This window comes from Spongiactinospora sp. TRM90649 (genome assembly GCF_029382225.1).
Taxonomy (GTDB): domain Bacteria; phylum Actinomycetota; class Actinomycetes; order Streptosporangiales; family Streptosporangiaceae; genus Spongiactinospora.
This window is the reverse complement of the sequence record NZ_JARLTC010000012.1, coordinates 237013-255920: the sequence shown is the minus strand read 5'-3', so window position 1 is coordinate 255920 and position 18908 is coordinate 237013. Positions and strand designations below refer to the sequence as shown.

Sequence of the window (18908 nt, the reverse complement as noted above, 5' to 3'; positions counted from 1 at the left end):
GCAGGTCCAGGGCGTCGCCCAGCTCTCCAGGCGACAGGTCGCCGACGGCCAGGGCGTCCACGATCGCCAGCCTGGCCCGGTCGGCGAGCGCCTGGTGCAGGGCGACCCGCTCCGGCAGCCCGTTTCCCTCAATGTCCATTGAGGCAATAATGGCTGAGGTGTTTGCGCGAGTCAACGCGCCATGGTCGCGCGCATGCGATCGAGTTACCTCGCGTGCCCCTCACCGCGACGGCCTGACACTCGAACGGGTCGCCTGGCCCGGCTGGACTTCGTGGTGGCCTCGCTGGGCGCGGTCGCCCCGGCCCAGGCCGCCGGATACACCTGGGTGACGGGCGGTGGTGGCCACCACCTGCACGATCGCCGCCGTGTCCCTGGTCACCTACCACCGCGTATGATTTCGATGGGCGTCGAAGTGCGAGGAGGCGGGGCCGTGGAAACCGTCACGATCGAGTGCTGCCCGCCGATCATCCGCCGCCCGCTGGACGAGACCGAGGCGGCCGAGCTGGCCGCCCTGCTGAAGGCGGTCGCCGACCCGGTACGGCTGCGCCTGCTGTCGATGATCGGCTCCACCGCGGGCGGCGAGACCTGCGTCTGCGATCTGACCGGCGCCTTCGACCTCACCGCGCCCACGATCTCCCACCACCTGAAGATCCTGCGCCAGGCCGGGCTGATCGACGGCGAACGCCGTGGCACCTGGGTCTACTACCGCCTCGTCCCCGAGACGGTGCACAGGCTCGGCGCCCTCTTCACCCCGTGATCAGGTAGTTCCGGTCACCGGGCTGCGGCGCTCGATGAGGACGACGTCACGCCAGACGCCGTGATGGCGGCCGATCCGCTCGCGCGTGCCCACCACCCGGAAGCCCAGCGCGCGATGCAGGGCCAGGCTGGCGGAGTTCTCGGGGAAGATCGCCGACTGGATGGTCCAGATCCCGGCCTCCTCACACGCCGTGATGAACGCCGCCAGCAGCGCCCGGCCGACGCCCCGCGCCCGCAGGCCCGGGTCCACGTAGACGCTGTGCTCGACCACCCCGGCGTAGACGGCCCGGGCCGAGACCGCCGAGGCGGCGATCCAGCCGAGGACCTGATCGGTGCCGGCGTCGGCGGCCACCAGCCGCGGATGCGGCAGCCGCGTGCCATCGAAACCCTCCCAGTTGGGGGCGATGGTCTCGAAGCTCGCCTGACCGGTGTCCAGCCCGGCCTGGTAGACGGCGAGCACCTCGTCGGCGTCGGCGTCGCGCATCGGCCGGATCCGCACGCCGGCCGCCGGGGAGGCTCGCTCGCCGTGGTCGCCGTGGTCGCCGTGGGTCGTATCGGCCATGACGGTTCCTTTCGGTCACCCGCGTGACGAGGGGCGATCTAGTCGAACGGGGGACCGGTGCGGGATATCGCGTGCTTGAAGACCTGGTCGTCCTTGAACGCGATCGAGGCCGACGGGGGCGGCGCGATGGCCCGCCAGGCGTTCAGCGTCTCCTCGGACTCGAAGTACTCGAAGATGTTGACCCGGCCCGCGTCGGTCGGGTCGGGCGAGATCGCCACGTCGATGCACCCCGGGTACGCGCGGGCCCGCTCCACGATGATGCGGTGCGCCTCGACGAACCGCTCTCTGTCCTCCGGATCGACGTGCACACTTCCGGCGACGATCACTCTCATGATGTTCTCCACTCCCGAGCTGAGGTTCAGCCGTCGAAGTTGTTACCGATCGGCGGCCGGAAACTCATCGGTGACCCAGGCGCAGCCGCTCTCGGGGGTGCCGGAGAAGGCGATGACCGCGTCGAGGCGGTCGCGGGTCCGGGTCAGCGCGGCGATCTGGGCGTCGATGCGGTCGCGCTCGGCGGCCAGCCGGGCGCGTGACTCCGGGGTGCTGACCTTGGCGTCGACGCAGGGCAGCAGTTCGGCGATGGTGCGGCTGGACAGGCCGGCCGCGTAGAGCATCTGGATCAACTGGACCCGGTCGGCCGCCGACTCGGGGTAGTGGCGCTGCCCGGAGCCGCTCCGGTTCGCCTTCAGCAGGCCCTGTTCCTCGTAGTAGCGCAGGGCCCGGACACTGACCTCCGCCCGCGCCGCCAGCTCGCCGATCCGCATCGTGACCTCCGTCACAGTGACTTGCCTCTGACGTCAACGTCAGATTTTAGCGTATCCGGTATGGAGATCAACGGAGCACATGTGCTGGTCACCGGGGCCAACCGCGGCCTGGGCCGGCAGTTCGCGCTTTCCCTGCTCGACCGTGGCGCTGGCAGGGTGTACGCCACGGCCCGCCGTCCCGAGCTCATCGACGTGCCGGGGGTCCTCCCGCTGCGCCTGGACATCACCGATCCGGCGTCGATCGCCGCGGCCGTGGCGGCGGCCCCCGACGTCAAGATCGTGATCAACAACGCGGGCATCTCCACCGGGACGGACCTGGTCACCGGGGACCTGGGCGAGATCCGCCGCGAGCTGGACACCCACTTCTTCGGGACGCTCAACGTGATCCGCGCGTTCGCACCCCAACTGGCGGACGGCGCGATCCTCAACGTCCTGTCGGCGGTCTCGTGGCTCGCCGTCGAGGGCGCGGGCGCCTACCACGCGGCCAAGGCCGCGGAATGGGCGCTCACCAACCACGTCCGCCTGGAGCTGGCCCACCGGCGCACCCTGGTGACGGGCCTGCACCTGGGGGCGGCCGACACCGACATGATGGCCTGGTACGACGGTGACAAGACCGCCCCCGAGGTGATCGTCGCGGCGGCGCTGGACGGCATCGCGGCGGACCGGACCGAGGTGCTGGCCGATGCCTGGAGCCGTCAGGTGAAGGCGTGGCTGTCGGAGGATCCGAGTGTCATCTACCGGGAGGCGGCGGCCGCCTTGGCCTCCCTGGCGTGACGGCCGCCTCTCCGTTTCGGCGGTGTCCCTTCGACTACAAGGGTCAGATCGGCAGGACCCAGATGGGGTTGGCGTAGAACCACAGATCCCGCCAGGGGGCGGCGAGACGGAGATCGGCGGTGTGCGCACCTTCGTCCTGCGTCCCGGCGACGTCGCCGAAGAACCCGACGGGCCGTTCTTCGTCTAGATCCACCGACCGGCTCGAACATCGACATGACCCCGGCGGGCATAGCACGGAACCTGTAATCGGCCGATGTTCGTTGGTGGAAGTGAAAACGAGCCATCGCTCCAAGGGAGTCGCAGCGTGGAAATCACCGGCATCATCTCCGCCCTGCTCATCGGCATCGTCATCGGCGCGCTCGGGCGGCTCGTCCTGCCCGGACGGCAACGCATCCCGATCTGGCTGACGATCGTGATCGGCGTCGTCGCGGCGCTGATCGGGACGGGAATCGCGGCGGCCCTGGGGGTGGCGGACACGGCGGGGGTCGACTGGATCGAACTCGGCATCCAGGTCGCCCTGGCGGCACTCGGCGTCTCGGTGACCGCAGGGGTGTACGGCAGACGCTGACACCGGCGGCGGTCCGGACCATTGGCTGACTAGAATGTCAGGAGCCGATGTAAGGCGGACCGCCGCCCACAGGGAGACACCATGTACCGCTCACGGGAGCACCGGATCGTGGCCGGCGTCTGCGGGGGAATCGCCGACAAGCTGGGCCTGCCACCCACTCTCGTGAGAATCGTGTGGTTGCTCCTGTCGCTCATCCCCGGGCCGTTGTGGGTGGTCTACGTCGCCATGTGGATCCTCATCCCGGAGGAGCCATCGGAGAAGTACCCGACGAACTGAGGCAGGGCCAGGGCGCGCTGCGCGTCCGGGCCCGGCGTCGTGGACGGCTGCCCCGTACCGGACGGCTGCCCCAGGCGTGCGGCCATTGCCGTGCCTGAGGGGGCCGAAGGGTCGGGGCCGCCGCTTTCTGGTCCCGTGTCGGAGAAGTCCGACGTACCGGGATCCTCGACGGACAGCAGCGGCAGGCACAGCAGCAGGCGGGCGCCGACCTCGGTGTCCGCCGCGACGAGGGTGCCGCCGTGCGTCTCGGCGATCTCGCGGGCGATCGCGAGCCCGAGCCCCGAGCCGCCCGCGTCCCTGCTGCGGCTGGAGTCGAGCCGGGTGAAGCGCCGGAACACCTCCTCGCGCTTGTCCTCAGGGATGCCCCCGCCGTCGTCGCGCACCTCCATGAACACCTGGCGCAGGTCGGGGTCCGCGCGCAGGAGCACCCAGACGGCCGAGCGGGCGTGCCGTTCGGCGTTGTCGAGCAGGTTGGACAGCAAGCGCGCGAGGCGCAGCCGGTCGCCCATCACCCGGACCCCTGGCTCCAGGGCGGCCTGCGGCGGGAAGCGGCGCTGCACGCGGTCGATCTCGCTCCTGGCCAGCGCGCTGAGGTCGAGCGGCTTGAGGTCGCCGCGCCGGCCCGAGTCCATCTTGGCCAGCAGCAGCAGGTCCCCGACGATCTCCTGAAGGCGTTCGATCCCGGCGAGCACCCGGCGGGCGGTGTCCGGCCAGTCGGTCTCCTCCGATGAGATCAGGCCCATCTCCAGCTCGGTCCGCATGCCCGTCAGCGGCGAGCGAAGGTCGTGCGAGGCGTCGGAGGCGAGCCTGCGCTGCTGCGTCACCAGCTCTTCGAGCCGGTTGAGGGTGGCGTTGACCGTGCGGGCCAGGTTGCTGATCTCATCGTCGCGCGGCTGCTCGGGCACCCTGCGGGCCAGGTCGTGCGAGGTGATCTCGGCCATCTCACGCCGGATCGCCTCGACGGGGAGCAGCGTGCGGCGTACGCCGAGCCAGGTGAGGAGCCCGACGGTCGCGACCAGGCCGAGCGAGATCAGCCCGGCGAGCAGGGCGAACCGGTCGCTCACCCACGGAGGGGGCGCCTTGGCGTACGAGTAGAGGGTCAGCCCGCGGCCGTCCGGCTGCCGCACGCTCAGCGCGGTCACGAGCAGGCATTCGCCCGGGTACTCCGGGGAGTCGCAGATCTCGATCTCGGCCATCTCGTCGATGCCGGACGGACGCCACTGGGTGATCGGGCCCCGGTTCAGCTCGCCGGGAGTCGCGGTGACGACCTTGCCGGAGTCGTCCACGATCTGCTGCGGGTACGCCTCCAGGCCGAGCGGCCGCGGCGGCTTGAACCCCTTGCTGAGCACGAAGCCCGACCTGCGCACCGACCTGGCCTGCTCATCGCGGATGTTCGACACCTCGTGATCGTGGATCAGGGTCGCGGTCAGGGCGGAGACGACGAAGGAGCACACGGCGGCGGCGATGCTCACGATCACCGTGTACCTCATCCGAATCGTCAACCGTCGCCACACGCGAGGACCTCCCGATCGATTTCGGGGTGGTACCCGCGTGATCACCCCGCAGAGCCCAAAGCACGGCAAACCTTCAGGACCCGGCACACGTTGCGTCTAGCGCGTCAAACGCGCGGCGGGGGTCACCTCAAATTTCCGGGGGCTGCACTGCCGGACAAATGGGACGCTTCGGCGCCCGAGGCAACCGGGTCCTCGGGGACCGCCGCGCCGGAAGGCCGGCGCCGGTGGGGTCGAAGGTCCCTTATCGGATGGGACTTCGGGACCCGTGCGGCATGCCGTACAGCCCTGCCGATCCGGCACCGGAAACGGTGTCATAGAGGTGCAACGGAGAAACGACGAGAACGCAGCAGGATCACACCACCCGGAAAGGGGCCCGTCATGGCCGCCACCCACCTCCCCAGGATCCCGGTCGCCGACGCCGTCCCTGCCGCCGCGGCGACCGCCGCCACCGGCCGTGCGGCGGGCGTCGTCTGGGCGATCGCCCGGATCGCGCTCGGCTGGGTCTTCTTGTGGGCGTTCGTCGACAAGCTGTTCGGTCTGGGGTTCGCCACTCCGGCGGCCAGGGCGTGGGTGAACGGGGGCAGCCCGACCACGGGGTTTCTGAAGGGCGCGGGGGAGAACGCGCTCGGCGGGGTGTTCGGGGCTCTGGCGGGTCAGGTCTGGGTGGACTGGTTGTTCATGCTGGGTCTGCTGGGGGTCGGTGTCGCGTTGATGGTGGGGGCGGGTCTTCGGGTGGCGGCGGTGGCGGGGGGGCTGATGATGCTCCTGATGTGGGCGGCGCAGTTTCCGCTGGAGACCAACCCGTTCATCGACGATCATGTCATCTACGTCGTCCTGCTGGCCGGTCTGGCGGTGGCCGACGCGGGCGACACTTTGGGCCTGGGTCGTTGGTGGGGGCGGACCGCGGTGGTCAGGGCGGTGCCCTTCCTGAAGTAGCCGGACGGATCGCGACGCCCATCCCACCCGGGATGGGCGTCTTCTACATATCTCAGCTACGTGTCTCAGCGCGGCAAGGAGGCGTGACATGCCGATCAAGGTGAGCGACGTGATGGGCCGGGTGGCCATCGCGGTCCGGCAGGACGCGGCGTTCGCCACCATCGTGGACACCATGCGGAGGTTCGCGGTGGACACGGTCGCCGTCGTCGATGTGGACCGGCGTCCGATCGGCGTGGTCTCCCAGGACGACCTGGCGCTGAAGGAGAGCCCGGAGCCGCGGGCCGGGCGGCGCGAGCGGTCCACGGCCGAAGCGGCGATCGCGGCCGACCTGATGACGACTCCGGCGATCACCGTCACCCCGGACACCCCCGCCGGAGACGCCGCGCGGGCGATGCACCGCCACCGCGTCCGGCAGCTCCCGGTGATCGACCCCGTGACCGGCCGCATCGTCGGCACCCTGCACCGCAGGGACCTGCTGCGGGTGTCCGGCCGTCCGGAGGACGAACTGCGGGCGGAGATCGACGCGGTCGTGCGGAACGTGGCGGGCGCGGACGCCATGACGGTGACCGCCGAACTGGACGGCGGGACGGTCCACATGACGGGATGCGTCGCCGACCGCGCCCGCGAGGTCCGCCTGCGGCGGGCCGTGGCCAGGGTGGAGGGGGTCGTCGCCGTCGAGTCCGATCTGTCATACGGCCAGGAGGTCGAGTCCGATCTGTCATACGGCCAGGAGGACGTCGTCGTACCGCCGCTCCACTGACCACCTCGCACCGGACACGCCCGGACGAATGCCAGGATGAGGTCATGGGCGCGGGGGAGCTGTACGGAAGGAAGCCCGAGGCGGACGCGATCACCGGTCGGCTGGCGGAAGCCCGGGAGGGGACCAGCTCGGCGCTGGTGCTGCGCGGCGAGCCGGGCATCGGCAAGACGGCGCTCCTCGACCACGCCGCCTGGGCGGCTTCGGACATGCGGCTGCTGCGTGGCACGGGGGTCGAGTTCGAGGCGAAGCTGCCGTTCTCGGGGCTCCAATTGCTGCTGCGCCCCGCGCTCGGATCCCTTCCCGCGCTACCCGCCCCGCAACGCGAGGCCCTGGAGGCGGCGTTCGGGCTCGGCCCCGCCGTCGGCGCCGAGCCGATGCTGGTGGGCCTGGCCGTGCTCTCCCTGCTGGCGGAGCACGCGGAGGAGACCGGGCTGCTCTGCCTCGTGGACGACGCGCAGTGGCTCGACCGGGCCTCCCGGGACGCGCTGCTGTTCGCCGCCCGGCGCCTGCACGCCGAGGGCGTGGTCATGATCTTCGCCGCCCGGGACGGCGAGGGCGCCTTCCCCGCCCCTGGCCTGCCCGAGCTGCGCCTGTCCGGGCTGGCCCCGGAGGCGGCGGCGGCCCTGCTCGACCGGCACGCGCTCGCGCCCGCCGTACGGCTCCGCCTGCTCGCCGAGGCGGGCGGCAACCCGCTGGCCCTGCTGGAACTGCCGGTCGCCCTGGCCGCCGAGGGCGGCGGCGCGTTCTCGCCGGGGGTGCTCCCGCTCACCAGCCGCCTGCGATTGGCCTTCCACGGCCAGGTCAGCCGGATGCCGGCGGCATGCCAGAGCCTGCTCCTGGTGGCGGCGGCCGACGAGACCGGCGAACTCGCCGTGATCCTGCCTGCCGCCGCCGCGCTGGGGGCGGGCGTCGAGGACCTGTCCCCGGCCGAGCGTGCCGATCTGGTACGGCGCGGCGACGCCGACGGCACCACGATCCGCTTCCGGCATCCGCTGATCCGCGCCGCCGTCTACCAGCGGGCGCCGCTCGGGGAGCGCCTCGCCGTCCACCGGGCGCTCGCCGCCGTCCTCGGCTCGCCCGAGCACGCCGACCGCCGGGCCTGGCACCTGGCCGCCGCCGCCACCGGACCCGACGAGGAGGCCGCCGCCGCGCTGGAACGCACCGCCGTCCGGGCCCGCGAACGCAGCGGTCACGAGGCCGCCGCGGTGGCCTACGAGCGGGCCGCCCGGCTGAGCGCCGAGCCCGCCGCGCGGGCCCGCCGCGAGGCGCTGACGGCGGAGGCCGCGCTGGAGGCCGGTGACCTGGAGCGCGCCCGGGCGTTCGGGGCCCGCGCGGCCCGGCGGCCGGACGAGTCCCCGGCCGTGCGGGCGCGGATCGCCCAGGTCCGGGCGCTCGCGGACTTCTGGCAGGGTGCCTACCCCGCCGCCCACCGGGCGCTGCTGGACGGCGCCGCGCTGGTCCGCGAATCCGACCCCGGCCAGGCCGCGCTGCTGCTTATCCAGGCCGTGCACACCTCCTGGTACCTGGGGGAACGGCAGGTCGCGGCGACGGTGGACCGGCTGGCCGAACTGCCGCTGGACGACGCGGATCCGCTCGCCCCGGTGGCCGCCTACCTCGCCCACCTCGACCGGGCCCGTACCGAACGGCCACGGCCGCTGGGCGACGCCCTCGCCGAGGTACGGCGGCGCGGCCCGATCCCCGACCAGGCGTCGATGATCCTCAGCGGCGCGGCACTCGCGCTGGGACAGGACGCCGACGCCTACGAGCTGGCGACCGAACTAGCCGCCGGGCACCGCGCCCGGGGCGGCGCGGGGCGGCTGCCGACGGCGCTGTTCTTCGTGGCCGAAGGCGAGATCTTCACCGGGCGGCACCTGGACGCGCTCGCCACGGCGACCGAGGGCCTGAGCCTGGCCCGCGACACCGGCCAGGGGCAGTGGGTCAGCCAGTTCAGCAGCGTGCTCGCCTACCTGGACGCGGCCAAGGGCGACGAGGCGGCCTGCCGGGGCAACGCCGAGGAGGGCCTGGCGGGCGCGGCGGCCGGAGCCGTCTCAGCGGGCGCGCCGTGGGCGCACTGGTCGCTCGGGCTGCTCGACCTCGGGCTCGGCCGAGCCGAGGCGGCGCTCGCCCGCTTCGAGCGCCTGACCCGCGAGCCGATGCGCCATCACATCTGCGCCACCCGTTCCACGCCCGACCTGGTGGAGTCGGCCGTACGGATGGGCTCGCCGGAACGCGCCGCCGGGCCGCTGGCGCGCTTCGAGCGGTGGGCCGGGTCGGTGCGGCAGCCGTGGGCCGACGCGCTCGCGCTGCGCTGCCGCGCGCTGCTCGCCGCCGACGACGAGGCCGAGGCGTGCTACACGGCGGCGCTCGGGCTGCACGACCGCGACGGCCGCGCGCTGGAGTACGCCAGGACCGCGCTGCTCTACGGCGAGTGGCTGCGCAGGGCCCGGCGCAAGGCCGAGGCGCGCGGGTGGCTGAACGACGCCCTGGAGGTCTTCGACCGGCTCGGCATGCGGCCCTGGGCCGACCGCGCGCGCGGCGAGCTCACCGCGACCGGAGCCCAGGACCAGGCCGCCGGCCGTGCCGAAGGAGTGGCCGCCGGTCTCACCCCGCAGGAACTCCAGATCGCCCGGCTGGCCGCGCAGGGCCTGTCGAACCGGGACATCGCCGCACAGCTCTTCCTCAGCCACCGGACGGTGGGATACCACCTCTACAAGGCGTATCCCAAGCTCGGCGTCGTCTCGCGCGGCGAGCTCAAGAATTTCGCCGATCGGCTGGGGCTGTGAGACCGTGGCCCGCATGAGCTTGCCGGAACAGGTCCTACCTGGACAGATACTCGCCGTGGACGACATCGACGAGGTTCCGCCCGCCGAGCTGGGTCCCGGTGTCCAGGTACGGACGCTCCCCGGCATGCCGGGCATCCGCACCTGGGTGATCGACCTCGAACCGGGGGCCGAGTGGCCGGACCTCGACGTCCACGAGACCTACGGCGAGGCGTACTTCGTCGTGCGCGGCGAGCTCATCGAGGGCGACCGCGCCCACGGCCCTGGGGCCTACGTCGCCTTCGGGCCGAAGACCAGCCACCGGCCCCGTACCGAGACCGGTGTGCGTGCCTTCGGGTTCAACTACGACGTCACCCCGTGAGCCCACCTCAGGGCGTCGCGCGGCCGTCGCCCGCCGCCGCCTCCCGTATCGCCCTGGCGGCGGGCGACGGGTCGTAGTTCTCGGGAACCCCTTCGACCAGGATGATGTCGCTCTCGATGTGCCGCGAGCGCAGCGGGGCGATCTCCTGGTACGCGGGGGAGTGCCACCAGGCGCGGGCCTCGGCGATGCCGGGGAAGCCGAGCATCACCACGCCCCCCGGCCAGTCGCCCTCCACTACCTCGTGCGGTGTGACGTGCACGAGGTAGCGTCCGCCGTACGGTTCGAAGGTGGCGGAGAGGCGCTCGATGTACTCCGCGATGTCCGCGTGCGGGGCGGCGTCCCGCAACCGAGCCATGGCGTAAGCGGTCATGATTCCTCCTCAGGCTCCGGCCGGCACCTTGTCCAGGAAACCGAGCATCTGGCCGATGCGCCCGTCCGCGCCGATCACCGCGACGTCGAAGCCGATGGCGAGCGGCTCGCCGCCCTCGGGCCCCAGGTGCCAGGTGAATCTGGCGATGTCGTGGTGGGCGTCCACGGCCCCGCCGAGCGTGAAGACCAGCCCGCCGAACTGCCCCTGCACCGCCGCGATGGTGGCGTCGAGTTCGTCCCTGCCCCGGGCGGACACCAGCGGATCGGTGTAGACCGCGTCCTCGGCGAAGACCTCCGCCAGGGCGGCCCGCCGCGCGGCCGGATCGGTCTCGTTCCAGGTGGCGAGGTAGCGCCGGACCAGTTCGTCGGTGCCGCTCATGTCCGTCTCCTCAGTGGTCGTGCTTCCTTGTGACCACCAAACTAGGGAGATCGGCGCGGCGCGGAATCTGACGCGCTTAGGTACTTTCCGTGCGGGGGATCAGCCCTGGAACGCCACGGTGGCGTACCGGTACCAGGTCTTGCCGTTCTCGTCCCCGTAGTGGACGCGGCCGGTCATGACCTTGCCGTCCAGGGCGAGCCAGCTGTGGCTGCTCTCCTTGTACTCACGGCTGACCTCGCCGCCGGCCAGCACCACCTGCCGGCCCTGCCAGTACATCGCGGCGGTGCGGTACCTCGTGGGGCCGTTCTCGTCGTCGTCGTGCCACCTGCCGGTGATCACCTGGTTCTCGGGGGCGCTGAAGTCGCCCCGGCTCTCCCGCTGCGGGGAGGTCCAGTCGCCGGAGTGCACCTCGACCTGCACGCCGTCGATCATGATCCGGCTGCACTGGTAGGTGGTCTTGGCGTTCTCGTCGCCGTAGTGCGAGCGGCCGGTGATCACCTGGTTCGGCGGGCAGGTGAACTGGGTGCCGTAGGATTCCCACACGGTCTCGGAGTAGACGCGCTCTACCCTGATGGTCGCCGCGGAGGCGGGGGTGGCCATGGTCGCGGCCGAGAGGGCGGCGACCGCGGCGGCGGCGGAGAGGGCCTTGCCGTACGTTCTCATTGTCCTCGGTTCCTTTCGAAGTGCCGGCGCGCGCCGGATCAGCCGCCGAGGGTGACGGTGGCGAACCGGTACCAGGTGGAGCCGTTCTCGTCGCCCTTGTGCTGACGACCGGTCATGACCTTGTTCGCTCCCGCGTGCCAGGTGTGGTTGCTCTCCCGGATCGCGCCGCTGATGTCCCCGCCGGCCAGCAGCACCTGCTGGCCGCGCCAGTACATCTTGGCGGTGCGGTACCTCGTGTAGCCGTTCTCGTCGCCCTCGTGCCACCGGCCGGCCACCGCCTCGTTGTCCTGGGCGCTGAAGTCGGACCTGCTCTCCTTCTGGCGCGCGGTCCAGTCGCCGAGGTGCACCTGGGCCTGCTCGCCGTCGATGAGGATGAAGCTGCAGTAGTACGTGGTGGGGGCGTTCTCGTCGCCGTAGTGCGAGCGGCCGGTGAGCACCATGTTCGTCGGGCAGGTGAACGGGTCGATCCACTCCCGCACCGTCTCGGCGTAGGCGCGCGTGACCGTGATCGTCGCGGCCGACGCGGGCGCCGGGGCCGCCACGGACATGACGGCCAGCGCGGCCAGGGCGGCTGTCGCGGTGGACAACGCCTTCTTCCTCATACCTGTGCCTCCTGCGACGTGGTTTCGTTTACGCCGGGGAGCTTCACAGGGCCGACTGGTGATCTACTTGTGCCTCGGTTGCGGCGAAGGCAGCCGGACATGGCAGCCGGACATGAGAAAAGCGGGGGCCGACGGCGCACACGGCGCGCGGCATTCCCCGCCATTTTTACTTTATAGCAGATCCGCGAGCCTCATGAGAAGCAAAAATGTGCTCCATACTTGCCCGTTGCGAGCAGAACCGACGAACGATGGAGCAACGGACTTGAGGTACGTGCTGGGTTTCGAGCAAATCGACTCGACGAACATCGCGGCGGCCGGCGGCAAGGGCGCGCACCTCGGCGAGCTCTCGCGGATCGACGGCGTCCGCGTGCCGGACGGCTTCTGCGTCACGACGGACGCCTTCCAGCGGGTCGTGGCCGACGCGTCGTCGATCGACGCGCGGCTCGACCGGCTGGCGGGCGTGCGGCAGGACGACCGCGTGGCGATCGGCGCGCTGAGCGCGGAGATCCGCGGCGTCGTGGAAGACGTCGCCATCCCCGGCGACCTCGCGGCGGCGATCGGCGAATCGCTCGCCCGGCTCGGGGAGGGCACCGCCTGCGCGGTGCGTTCCAGCGCCACGGCCGAGGACCTGCCGACCGCGTCCTTCGCGGGCCAGCAGGACTCGTACTTGAACATCGTGGGCCAGGCGGAGATCCTCCGGCACGTCCGGCGGTGCTGGGCCTCGCTGTTCACCGAGCGGGCGGTGACCTACCGGTGCCGTAACGGCTTCGACCACCGCAAGGTGCGGATGGCCGTGGTCGTGCAGCGGATGGTGTTCCCGGACGCGGCCGGGGTCCTGTTCACCGCGGACCCGGTGACCTCGAACCGGAAGGTCGCCACCGTGGAGGCCGGCTGGGGGCTCGGCGAGGCGCTAGTCGCCGGCACGGTCGCCGCGGACGTCTACACGGTGCGCGACGACCGGGTCGTCACCACGTCGATAGCCACCAAGCAGACGTCCGTCCAGGCGTCGCCGGGAGGCGGTGTCCGGGAAACGCCGGTCGAGCCGGAGCGGCGGGCGCGACCGGCGCTGACGGACGAGCAGGTCGTGCGCCTGGCGCGGCTGGGCCGGCGGATCGAGGCGCACTTCGGCCGTCCCCAGGACATCGAGTGGTGCCTGACCGGCGACGACTTCCACATCGTGCAGAGCCGGGCGATCACCACCCTGTTCCCCATTCCCCAGGCCGACGACCAGGACAACCACGTCTACATCTCGGTCGGCCACCAGCAGATGATGACAGACGCGATGAAGCCGCTCGGGCTCTCCTTCTGGCAGTTGACGACCCCACGGCCGATGCCCGAGGCGGGCGGGCGGCTGTTCGTCGACGTGGCCCCCGTCCTGGCGACGCCCTCGGGCCGCGCGCGCATCATGGAGCAGGTGGGGAAGTCGGACCCGCTGATCGGGGACGCGCTGCGGACCGTCCTCGACCGCGGCGACTTCATCAGCCCGCTGCCGGACGAGGATCCCGGCGACGCGCCCGCCGGCGATCCGCCCGCCCCGATCGAGACCGACCCGGCCATCGTCACCGAGCTGATCGGGCGCGCCCGGGAGTCCGTCGCCACGCTGCGCCGCGAGATCCGGCCGCTGTCCGGGACGGCGCTCTTCGACTTCATCCTGGCCGACCTCGCGGAGCTGAAGCGCGTCCTGTTCGAGCCGCGTAGCATCCAGGCGATCATGGCGGGGATGGAGGCGTCCTGGTGGCTCAACGACCACCTCGAAGAGTGGCTGGGCGAGAAGAACGCCGCCGACGTGCTCACCCAGTCCGTCCCGCACAACGTCACGTCGGAGATGGGGCCGGCGCTCCTCGACGTCGCGGACACGATCCGGCCGCACGCGGACGTCGTGGCGTTCCTGCACCGCGTCGCGGACGAGGACCGGACGGGCGACGGCTTCCTGGACGAACTGGCCGCGCTGCCCGGCGGCCGGGAGGCGAGTGACGCCATCAGGGGCTACCTCGACCAGTACGGCATGCGCTGCGCGGGCGAGATCGACATCACCCGCACCCGCTGGAGCGAGCGGCCCGCCGCGCTCGTCCCCACCATCCTCGCCAACGTCAGGAACTTCGAGCCGGGCGCGGGCCGGCGGCACTTCGAGCAGGGCCGCAAGGAGGCGCAGCGGAAGGAACGAGACCTGCTGACCCGGTTGCGGGCCCTGCCGGAGGGGGAGCACAGGGCCGAGGAGACCAAGCGGATGATCGATCGCGTCCGCGCCTTCGCCGGGTACCGGGAGTTCCCCAAGTACGGCATGGTCACCCGCTACCTCGCCTACAAGCAGGCGTTGCTGCGGGAGGCGGACGGCCTGGTGAAGTCCGGCGTCCTGGGGGAGAGGGAGGACGTCTTCTTCCTCCGGTTCCAGGAACTGCGGGAGGTCGTGCGCACCGGCGAGGCGGACGCCGCGCTCATCCGGGAGCGGCGGGAGGCGTTCCGATCGTACGAGGCGCTCACCCCGCCCCGGGTCCTCACCTCGGACGGCGAGGCCGTCACCGGCGGTTACCGGCGCGACGACGCCCCGCCCGGCGCCCTGCCCGGCCTCCCGGTCTCGGCCGGGACCGCCGAGGGCCGTGCCCGCGTCGTCACCGACATGGCCCGGGCCGACCTCGCGGCGGGCGACATCCTGGTCACCGCCTTCACCGACCCGAGCTGGACGCCCCTCTTCGTCACCGTCGCGGGTCTGGTGACCGAGGTGGGCGGCCTCATGACCCACGGCGCGGTCATCGCCCGCGAGTACGGCCTCCCGGCCGTCGTGGGCGTGGAAGGGGCCACTCGCCTGATCCGGGACGGCCAGCGGATCCGCGTCCACGGAACCGAAGGGTACGTCGAGATCCTCGATTGAACCGTCACCGTCCCCGCCGGTGGGGCGCCGGCGGGGACGGGCCACGGAAGCGCCGGTCAGCAGTTCGGGACGACGCTGGCCACGACGAAGGGAATGCTGTGCGAGGGGCGGTACTGGGAGCGCTGGCCGAGTGAGACGCAGCCGCCGGATTCGTACCAGGAGCCGAGGCCGGAGTTCGGGTTGGGATGTGTGACGTAGATGAGGACGGCGTACGTGGCGTAGCCCTCGGTGCAGACCGCCCAGGCGGTGCGGGAGTCCCAGGTCTCCGTGCCGACCGAGCAGCTCACGGCGGCGTTGGCGGAGGAGGCCGTGCCGAAGAGCGTGGCGGCGGCGACCAGGGCGGCGGCGAAGGCGGTGGCGGCGTGCTTTCTCAGGTGCATCTGCTGACCTCCAACAGGACGGCGGGCCGGTTGACGATCCACCGAAGGTGCACTATTAGGAAAGTTTCCTTTTGAAAGCGTAAGGTCGCCGACGCCCGATGATCAAAGGCGCGCTCTCCTCAGTTGAACGGCGAGGTCACGGGTGGGCGAGTGCCTCGCGGCCCTGCTGGACGGCGAGGTCGAGCAGCCCGGGGAAGCGGGCGTCGAGGTCGTCGCGGCGCAGGCCGTTCAGGCGTCGCGTCCCCTCGTCGCGCTGGCGGATCACGCCGGCCTCGCGCAGGGTCTTGAAGTGGCCGCTCTGCGTGGACTTGCTGACCGGCAGGGCGAAGGTCGTGCACGCCAGCTCGCCGCCGGCTTCGGCGAGGCGGGCCACGATCGCCAGTCGCACGGGGTCGCTCAGGGCGGCCAGCACCGTGGTGAACCGCAGCTCGCCGCGCTCGGGGTGGACGAGTTCCGTCGCGGTTCGGCTGGCCATGCCGCCAGCCTAGCGCAACATGTTCAGGTTTGCCGAACATCTGCTATGTTCGGCAAACTCGAACATGTGGAGGAATGCATGGCCCGATGGCGATTCTGGGGCACCGCCTACACGCTGCTGATCCTGCTGACCGGCACGAACCTGCCGACCCCGCTGTACCGGACCTACGAGGCGGAGTTCGGATTCTCCCCGCTGGTCGTCACCCTGATCTTCGCCGTGTACGCCGCCACGCTGATCCCCTCGCTGCTGGTGGCCGGGCCGCTGGCGGACGCCGTCGGGTACCGCCGGGTGCTGCTGCCCGCGGTGGGACTGGCGGCGCTGGGGGCGCTGGCCTTCGCGCTGGCCCCGGGCACGGAGTGGCTGTTCGCCGCACGCGCGCTGCAGGGCATCGCGCTCGGCGCGGCCTCCGGGCCGCTGACCGCGCTGCTGGCCCGGCTGGAGCCGGACGGCGACCGCCGCAAGGCGGCCCTGGTCGCCACCGTGGCCTCCGTCGGAGGGCTCGGCCTCGGGCCCGTGCTCGCGGGGGCGCTCGCCCAGCACGCCCCCGCGCCCGAGGTCCTGCCGTTCGCGGTGGAGATCGGCCTGCTGGTGCCCGCCGCGATCGTGGTCGCGCTGCTGCCGGAGCCGGTCGCGAGGACCCGGTGGCGTCCCCGCAGGCCCGAGATCCCCGCCGGGCTGCGGTCGATCTTCGCGACCAGCGGCATGGCGAGCTTCCTGGCGTTCGCCGTGATCGGGATCTTCCTCACGCTCGTCCCGTCCTACGTGGCCACCCTCTCGGGCAGCGATGACCTGCTGCTGGGCGGGGCGGCCGTGGGGCTGACGCTGCTGTGCTCCGCCCTCGCCCAGCTCTTCGGATACGGCAGGCCGGCCAGGACCCTGGAACAGGCCGGCCTCCCGCTGCTGGCCGCCGGACTGGCGCTGCTCGCCCTCACGGGCGCGCTGTCCTCGCTGCCGCTCCTGCTCGCCGCCACCGTCATCGGGGGCACCGGCCAGGGGCTGGCCTTCCTCGGCGGCCTCACCGCGGTCAACGGCGCGGCCCCCGCCGGTCGCCACGCGGCCGTCATGTCCGGCTTCTACGTGATCATCTACCTGGGCGTCGGGCTTCCCGTCATCGGCGTCGGCCTGCTGGCCACCGTCGTGGGCCTGCTCGCCGCCGTTCAGTACTTCGCGGTCGCGGTCGCCGTCCTCTGCCTGGCGGTCTCCCTGATCCTCATCCGGGCTCGCCCCCAGGCCGCGCGGGCTCCGCAGCGATGATCAGCGCGGCGGGTGCCCGCTCAGACGGCCATCGCGGGGACCGGCCAGCGCCGCATGTGGTACGGCAGCGTGACGAGCCGGTCGCCGAGGCGCAGCAGCAGCCGCTCGTCGAGCAGCGCCCCGGCCGCGTCCGGATCGACGTCGGCCGCCCGCGTGGGCCGCAGGCAGCGCAGGAACACCTCGACGAGCTCGGGGACGTCGAGCACGAAGCTCGCCGAACGCTCCGGCTCCCGGACGTCCTTCACCTGCACGAACCCCGGCCCGCGCCGGTAGTAGCAAAGGCCCAGGCGAAACCCCGACCGCCATCGGTCGTGCGGGCCGTCCGCGCTCTCGGGCGGCGGCAGGTGCAGGAGCAGCGGGACCTGCGCCTCCGGCAGCCCGGCGACCCGCCACCTGGGGGTGTCGCCGTCGCTCAGGCCGTCGCGAAGCCAGGCCACGGCGTCGGCCCCCGTTCCCGCCGCGCCCCAGTCGACCGTCCGGACGCCGTTCACAGCGCGACCACCGCCTCATGGTGCGCCCGCTGCGCGGCACTGGAAGTGGCGAGCGCCACGTAGGTGTCGCCGTCGACGAACACCAGGCCGTGCTCGCGCAGCTCGCCCAGACAGGCGGTGATCTGCGCGAGGTCGATGTCGTAGCCGTGCTCCTTGACCCACCTCCGCACGGACGCGGGGCCGCGCGGACGGGCCCCTCGTTATTGATCTCCTCGATTCTGGCATTCAGCGGAAAGGCCCGGCCATGCGGTCGCGTGCCAATTATCGTCGTTCAACTGCCATTTCCGGTGACGCGGAGGACGACCTTGCCGGTGGTCCGGCGGCCGTCCGGGCCGCGACCGGCGGTCAGGGCTCCCGGTGCCGGTCGATGCCGAGCGTGGCGATGAGGTCCTCGTGGAGCTGGAACCAGACCCGATGGCAGGAGTCCACGTGCATGCGATCGACCCACGCGCCGTCTCCGGCCCTGGCGCGCGCCAGGGCCGCGCCGAATCGCGTGTCGTATCCGCCGAACCGTGACAGGACCCCCGTCAGCCGCTCCACCAGTGGCCCGAGCCCCTGTTCGACGGCGTCGAGCGTGGCCAGCGCCGCGGCGTCCCATGCGGGATCGGTGTGGTCGTTGGTGGCCAGCCGGTCGTCCGCGGTGGGCCGTAGCTGCCAGTCGGTGCAGGCGCGCAGCAGCAGGGCGTTCAGCGGCATGAACTCCCGGTAGATCGCGCGGACCTCGTCGCCGCCGCCCGCGCGGGTGAGTTCGGCCGCGAGCAGGCGCTCGTCCGCGGCCCGGCCGGCGTCGGTCAGCGACCAGCCTCCGGTGCCGCCGAAGACGGTGCGCTCGACCCAGCCGCGCGCCTCGGCGTCGAGCAGCTCCTCTTTCGTCTCTGTCTCGCCGAACCCGAACCGTTCGGCGATCGCCGGGGTGTCCGCGTAGCCGTTCAGCCGGACGGCGTGCAGCACCAGCAGGCCGGTCGGCGAATCGAGTGTCACGAGTCGGTCTCCTGTCGTGCCGTCAGGCGGGTGTAGTGCTGCTGGCACGCCTGCGGGGAGTTGAACCCCATGGCGTCCGCGATCTGCGCCCAGGTCAGCCCGGCCGCGCGGGCCGTGAACAGCAGCGCGGCCTCTAGCCCCTCGACCTCGGCGCGGGCCGCGGGCAGGACGGTCATCGCGGCCAGGATGTCGTCGGGGGCCAGCTCGGCGCCGCGCCATACGGCGAACTGCGCGAGGTCGACCGCCGACGGCGGGGCGGGCGCGGGCCGCCACGGCCGCGCGTCGAGGTCGCCCGCCCCCAGGCTCATCAGGCGTGCGCTCGCCTGCCGTTCGCGCCGGGCCTGGACGTTGTCGTCCTGCGCACGGTTCGTGATGTCACGGTTGCGGGCCATGC

At 72.1% G+C, this 18908-nt stretch carries 26 protein-coding genes; 10 read left to right on the top strand and 16 right to left on the bottom strand.

Annotated elements, in window-relative coordinates:
- Nucleotides 1-220: 220 nt before the first annotated feature.
- A complete protein-coding gene (locus P3X83_RS17575) occupies nt 221-379 on the bottom strand; it encodes a hypothetical protein (RefSeq protein ID WP_277306172.1) in 159 nt (52 codons plus the stop codon).
- A 21-nt stretch (nt 380-400) separates the two neighbouring features.
- Here P3X83_RS17575 and P3X83_RS17570 point away from each other — a divergent pair, with 21 nt between their 5' ends.
- A complete protein-coding gene (locus tag P3X83_RS17570) occupies nt 401-757 on the top strand; it encodes a metalloregulator ArsR/SmtB family transcription factor (protein ID WP_277306171.1) in 357 nt (118 codons plus the stop codon).
- On the opposite strand, the gene P3X83_RS17565 is transcribed toward P3X83_RS17570, so the two are convergent.
- From P3X83_RS17565 to P3X83_RS17555, 3 genes are read right to left on the bottom strand one after another with little or no spacing between them, the layout of a single operon-like run.
- Entirely contained in the window at nt 758-1318 is a 561-nt protein-coding gene (locus P3X83_RS17565) for a GNAT family N-acetyltransferase (RefSeq protein ID WP_277306170.1), read from the bottom strand.
- 38 nt (nt 1319-1356) lie between these two features.
- On the bottom strand, nt 1357-1650 hold the full coding sequence (locus P3X83_RS17560; RefSeq protein WP_277306169.1) for an antibiotic biosynthesis monooxygenase family protein: 294 nt from the start codon (nt 1648-1650) through the stop codon (nt 1357-1359).
- Nucleotides 1651-1692: 42 nt separating this feature from the next.
- On the bottom strand, nt 1693-2082 hold the full coding sequence (locus P3X83_RS17555; RefSeq protein ID WP_277306168.1) for a MerR family transcriptional regulator: 390 nt from the start codon (nt 2080-2082) through the stop codon (nt 1693-1695).
- Between the two features lie 60 nt (nt 2083-2142).
- On the opposite strand from P3X83_RS17555, the gene P3X83_RS17550 reads away from it, so the two are divergent.
- Nucleotides 2143-2856, top strand: a complete 714-nt coding sequence (locus P3X83_RS17550; protein WP_277306167.1) for an SDR family oxidoreductase — start codon at nt 2143-2145, stop codon at nt 2854-2856.
- A 43-nt stretch (nt 2857-2899) separates the two neighbouring features.
- Here the strand turns inward: P3X83_RS17550 and P3X83_RS17545 are convergent, their stop codons facing one another.
- Nucleotides 2900-3049 carry a hypothetical protein gene (locus P3X83_RS17545; protein WP_277306166.1) on the bottom strand — a complete coding sequence of 50 codons (150 nt, stop codon included), beginning with the start codon at nt 3047-3049 and terminating at the stop codon, nt 2900-2902.
- A gap of 111 nt (nt 3050-3160) precedes the next feature.
- On the opposite strand from P3X83_RS17545, the gene P3X83_RS17540 reads away from it, so the two are divergent.
- Together P3X83_RS17540 and P3X83_RS17535 are read left to right on the top strand one after the other, a co-directional pair.
- A complete protein-coding gene (locus tag P3X83_RS17540) occupies nt 3161-3424 on the top strand; it encodes a GlsB/YeaQ/YmgE family stress response membrane protein (protein ID WP_277306165.1) in 264 nt (87 codons plus the stop codon).
- An 81-nt stretch (nt 3425-3505) separates the two neighbouring features.
- Nucleotides 3506-3700 (top strand): PspC domain-containing protein, encoded by a 195-nt coding sequence (locus P3X83_RS17535; RefSeq protein WP_277306164.1) that lies wholly within the window; start codon nt 3506-3508, stop codon nt 3698-3700.
- On the opposite strand, the gene P3X83_RS17530 is transcribed toward P3X83_RS17535, so the two are convergent.
- Nucleotides 3640-5178 carry a HAMP domain-containing sensor histidine kinase gene (locus tag P3X83_RS17530; RefSeq protein WP_277306163.1) on the bottom strand — a complete coding sequence of 513 codons (1539 nt, stop codon included), beginning with the start codon at nt 5176-5178 and terminating at the stop codon, nt 3640-3642. The two genes, P3X83_RS17535 and P3X83_RS17530, sit on opposite strands and share 61 nt — an antisense overlap.
- 414 nt (nt 5179-5592) lie before the next feature.
- Between P3X83_RS17530 and P3X83_RS17525 the strand changes: the two genes are divergently transcribed.
- The 4 genes from P3X83_RS17525 to P3X83_RS17510 all read left to right on the top strand — a co-directional run bounded on the left by P3X83_RS17525 (nt 5593) and on the right by P3X83_RS17510 (nt 10051).
- Nucleotides 5593-6150: a hypothetical protein gene (locus P3X83_RS17525; protein WP_277306162.1), complete on the top strand. Its 558-nt coding sequence runs from the start codon at nt 5593-5595 to the stop codon at nt 6148-6150.
- An 88-nt stretch (nt 6151-6238) separates the two neighbouring features.
- Nucleotides 6239-6910 carry a CBS domain-containing protein gene (locus P3X83_RS17520; protein WP_277306161.1) on the top strand — a complete coding sequence of 224 codons (672 nt, stop codon included), beginning with the start codon at nt 6239-6241 and terminating at the stop codon, nt 6908-6910.
- 44 nt (nt 6911-6954) lie between these two features.
- Nucleotides 6955-9693, top strand: a complete 2739-nt coding sequence (locus P3X83_RS17515) for a LuxR family transcriptional regulator (protein WP_277306160.1) — start codon at nt 6955-6957, stop codon at nt 9691-9693.
- 13 nt (nt 9694-9706) lie between these two features.
- Entirely contained in the window at nt 9707-10051 is a 345-nt protein-coding gene (locus P3X83_RS17510; protein ID WP_277306159.1) for a cupin domain-containing protein, read from the top strand.
- 7 nt (nt 10052-10058) lie between these two features.
- On the opposite strand, the gene P3X83_RS17505 is transcribed toward P3X83_RS17510, so the two are convergent.
- The 4 genes from P3X83_RS17505 to P3X83_RS17490 form a co-directional block, all read right to left on the bottom strand.
- Nucleotides 10059-10421 (bottom strand): DUF1330 domain-containing protein, encoded by a 363-nt coding sequence (locus P3X83_RS17505; protein ID WP_277306158.1) that lies wholly within the window; start codon nt 10419-10421, stop codon nt 10059-10061.
- Nucleotides 10422-10430: 9 nt separating this feature from the next.
- A complete protein-coding gene (locus tag P3X83_RS17500; protein ID WP_277306157.1) occupies nt 10431-10799 on the bottom strand; it encodes a nuclear transport factor 2 family protein in 369 nt (122 codons plus the stop codon).
- Nucleotides 10800-10898: 99 nt separating this feature from the next.
- Nucleotides 10899-11462 (bottom strand): hypothetical protein, encoded by a 564-nt coding sequence (locus tag P3X83_RS17495; RefSeq protein ID WP_277306156.1) that lies wholly within the window; start codon nt 11460-11462, stop codon nt 10899-10901.
- A 38-nt stretch (nt 11463-11500) separates the two neighbouring features.
- Complete coding sequence (locus P3X83_RS17490) at nt 11501-12064, bottom strand: hypothetical protein (RefSeq protein WP_277306155.1); 564 nt, start codon at nt 12062-12064, stop codon at nt 11501-11503.
- Between the two features lie 271 nt (nt 12065-12335).
- Between P3X83_RS17490 and rph the strand changes: the two genes are divergently transcribed.
- The gene (rph, locus tag P3X83_RS17485) at nt 12336-14933 is read left to right on the top strand and encodes a rifamycin-inactivating phosphotransferase (protein WP_277306178.1); all 2598 of its coding nucleotides are present in this window, start codon (nt 12336-12338) and stop codon (nt 14931-14933) included.
- Between the two features lie 56 nt (nt 14934-14989).
- Here the strand turns inward: rph and P3X83_RS17480 are convergent, their stop codons facing one another.
- Together P3X83_RS17480 and P3X83_RS17475 are read right to left on the bottom strand one after the other, a co-directional pair.
- Nucleotides 14990-15313 (bottom strand): hypothetical protein, encoded by a 324-nt coding sequence (locus tag P3X83_RS17480; protein WP_277306154.1) that lies wholly within the window; start codon nt 15311-15313, stop codon nt 14990-14992.
- A 136-nt stretch (nt 15314-15449) separates the two neighbouring features.
- Nucleotides 15450-15788, bottom strand: a complete 339-nt coding sequence (locus P3X83_RS17475; RefSeq protein WP_277306153.1) for a helix-turn-helix domain-containing protein — start codon at nt 15786-15788, stop codon at nt 15450-15452.
- A gap of 78 nt (nt 15789-15866) precedes the next feature.
- Between P3X83_RS17475 and P3X83_RS17470 the strand changes: the two genes are divergently transcribed.
- Nucleotides 15867-17042 carry an MFS transporter gene (locus P3X83_RS17470; protein ID WP_277306152.1) on the top strand — a complete coding sequence of 392 codons (1176 nt, stop codon included), beginning with the start codon at nt 15867-15869 and terminating at the stop codon, nt 17040-17042.
- A 20-nt stretch (nt 17043-17062) separates the two neighbouring features.
- Here the strand turns inward: P3X83_RS17470 and P3X83_RS17465 are convergent, their stop codons facing one another.
- The 4 genes from P3X83_RS17465 to P3X83_RS17450 all read right to left on the bottom strand — a co-directional run bounded on the left by P3X83_RS17465 (nt 17063) and on the right by P3X83_RS17450 (nt 18906).
- Nucleotides 17063-17533: a DUF5825 family protein gene (locus tag P3X83_RS17465; RefSeq protein WP_277306151.1), complete on the bottom strand. Its 471-nt coding sequence runs from the start codon at nt 17531-17533 to the stop codon at nt 17063-17065.
- Entirely contained in the window at nt 17530-17703 is a 174-nt protein-coding gene (locus P3X83_RS17460) for a hypothetical protein (protein WP_277306150.1), read from the bottom strand. The genes P3X83_RS17465 and P3X83_RS17460 overlap by 4 nt, the downstream gene beginning before the upstream one ends.
- A gap of 175 nt (nt 17704-17878) precedes the next feature.
- Nucleotides 17879-18514: a transcriptional regulator gene (locus P3X83_RS17455; protein ID WP_277306149.1), complete on the bottom strand. Its 636-nt coding sequence runs from the start codon at nt 18512-18514 to the stop codon at nt 17879-17881.
- Entirely contained in the window at nt 18511-18906 is a 396-nt protein-coding gene (locus P3X83_RS17450) for a DNA-binding protein (protein WP_277306148.1), read from the bottom strand. The genes P3X83_RS17455 and P3X83_RS17450 overlap by 4 nt, the downstream gene beginning before the upstream one ends.
- Between the last annotated feature and the right edge of the window lie 2 nt (nt 18907-18908).

Coding starts and splice junctions, on each gene's coding strand:
- P3X83_RS17570 (WP_277306171.1), top strand. CDS start 401: ATGGGCGTCGAAGTGCGAGGAGGCGGGGCCGTGGAAACCGTCACGATC.
- P3X83_RS17565 (WP_277306170.1), bottom strand. CDS start 1,318: ATGGCCGATACGACCCACGGCGACCACGGCGACCACGGCGAGCGAGCC.
- P3X83_RS17560 (WP_277306169.1), bottom strand. CDS start 1,650: ATGAGAGTGATCGTCGCCGGAAGTGTGCACGTCGATCCGGAGGACAGA.
- P3X83_RS17555 (WP_277306168.1), bottom strand. CDS start 2,082: ATGCGGATCGGCGAGCTGGCGGCGCGGGCGGAGGTCAGTGTCCGGGCC.
- P3X83_RS17550 (WP_277306167.1), top strand. CDS start 2,143: ATGGAGATCAACGGAGCACATGTGCTGGTCACCGGGGCCAACCGCGGC.
- P3X83_RS17535 (WP_277306164.1), top strand. CDS start 3,506: ATGTACCGCTCACGGGAGCACCGGATCGTGGCCGGCGTCTGCGGGGGA.
- P3X83_RS17525 (WP_277306162.1), top strand. CDS start 5,593: ATGGCCGCCACCCACCTCCCCAGGATCCCGGTCGCCGACGCCGTCCCT.
- P3X83_RS17520 (WP_277306161.1), top strand. CDS start 6,239: ATGCCGATCAAGGTGAGCGACGTGATGGGCCGGGTGGCCATCGCGGTC.
- P3X83_RS17515 (WP_277306160.1), top strand. CDS start 6,955: ATGGGCGCGGGGGAGCTGTACGGAAGGAAGCCCGAGGCGGACGCGATC.
- P3X83_RS17510 (WP_277306159.1), top strand. CDS start 9,707: ATGAGCTTGCCGGAACAGGTCCTACCTGGACAGATACTCGCCGTGGAC.
- P3X83_RS17505 (WP_277306158.1), bottom strand. CDS start 10,421: ATGACCGCTTACGCCATGGCTCGGTTGCGGGACGCCGCCCCGCACGCG.
- P3X83_RS17500 (WP_277306157.1), bottom strand. CDS start 10,799: ATGAGCGGCACCGACGAACTGGTCCGGCGCTACCTCGCCACCTGGAAC.
- P3X83_RS17495 (WP_277306156.1), bottom strand. CDS start 11,462: ATGAGAACGTACGGCAAGGCCCTCTCCGCCGCCGCCGCGGTCGCCGCC.
- P3X83_RS17490 (WP_277306155.1), bottom strand. CDS start 12,064: ATGAGGAAGAAGGCGTTGTCCACCGCGACAGCCGCCCTGGCCGCGCTG.
- P3X83_RS17480 (WP_277306154.1), bottom strand. CDS start 15,313: ATGCACCTGAGAAAGCACGCCGCCACCGCCTTCGCCGCCGCCCTGGTC.
- P3X83_RS17475 (WP_277306153.1), bottom strand. CDS start 15,788: ATGGCCAGCCGAACCGCGACGGAACTCGTCCACCCCGAGCGCGGCGAG.
- P3X83_RS17470 (WP_277306152.1), top strand. CDS start 15,867: ATGGCCCGATGGCGATTCTGGGGCACCGCCTACACGCTGCTGATCCTG.
- P3X83_RS17450 (WP_277306148.1), bottom strand. CDS start 18,906: ATGGCCCGCAACCGTGACATCACGAACCGTGCGCAGGACGACAACGTC.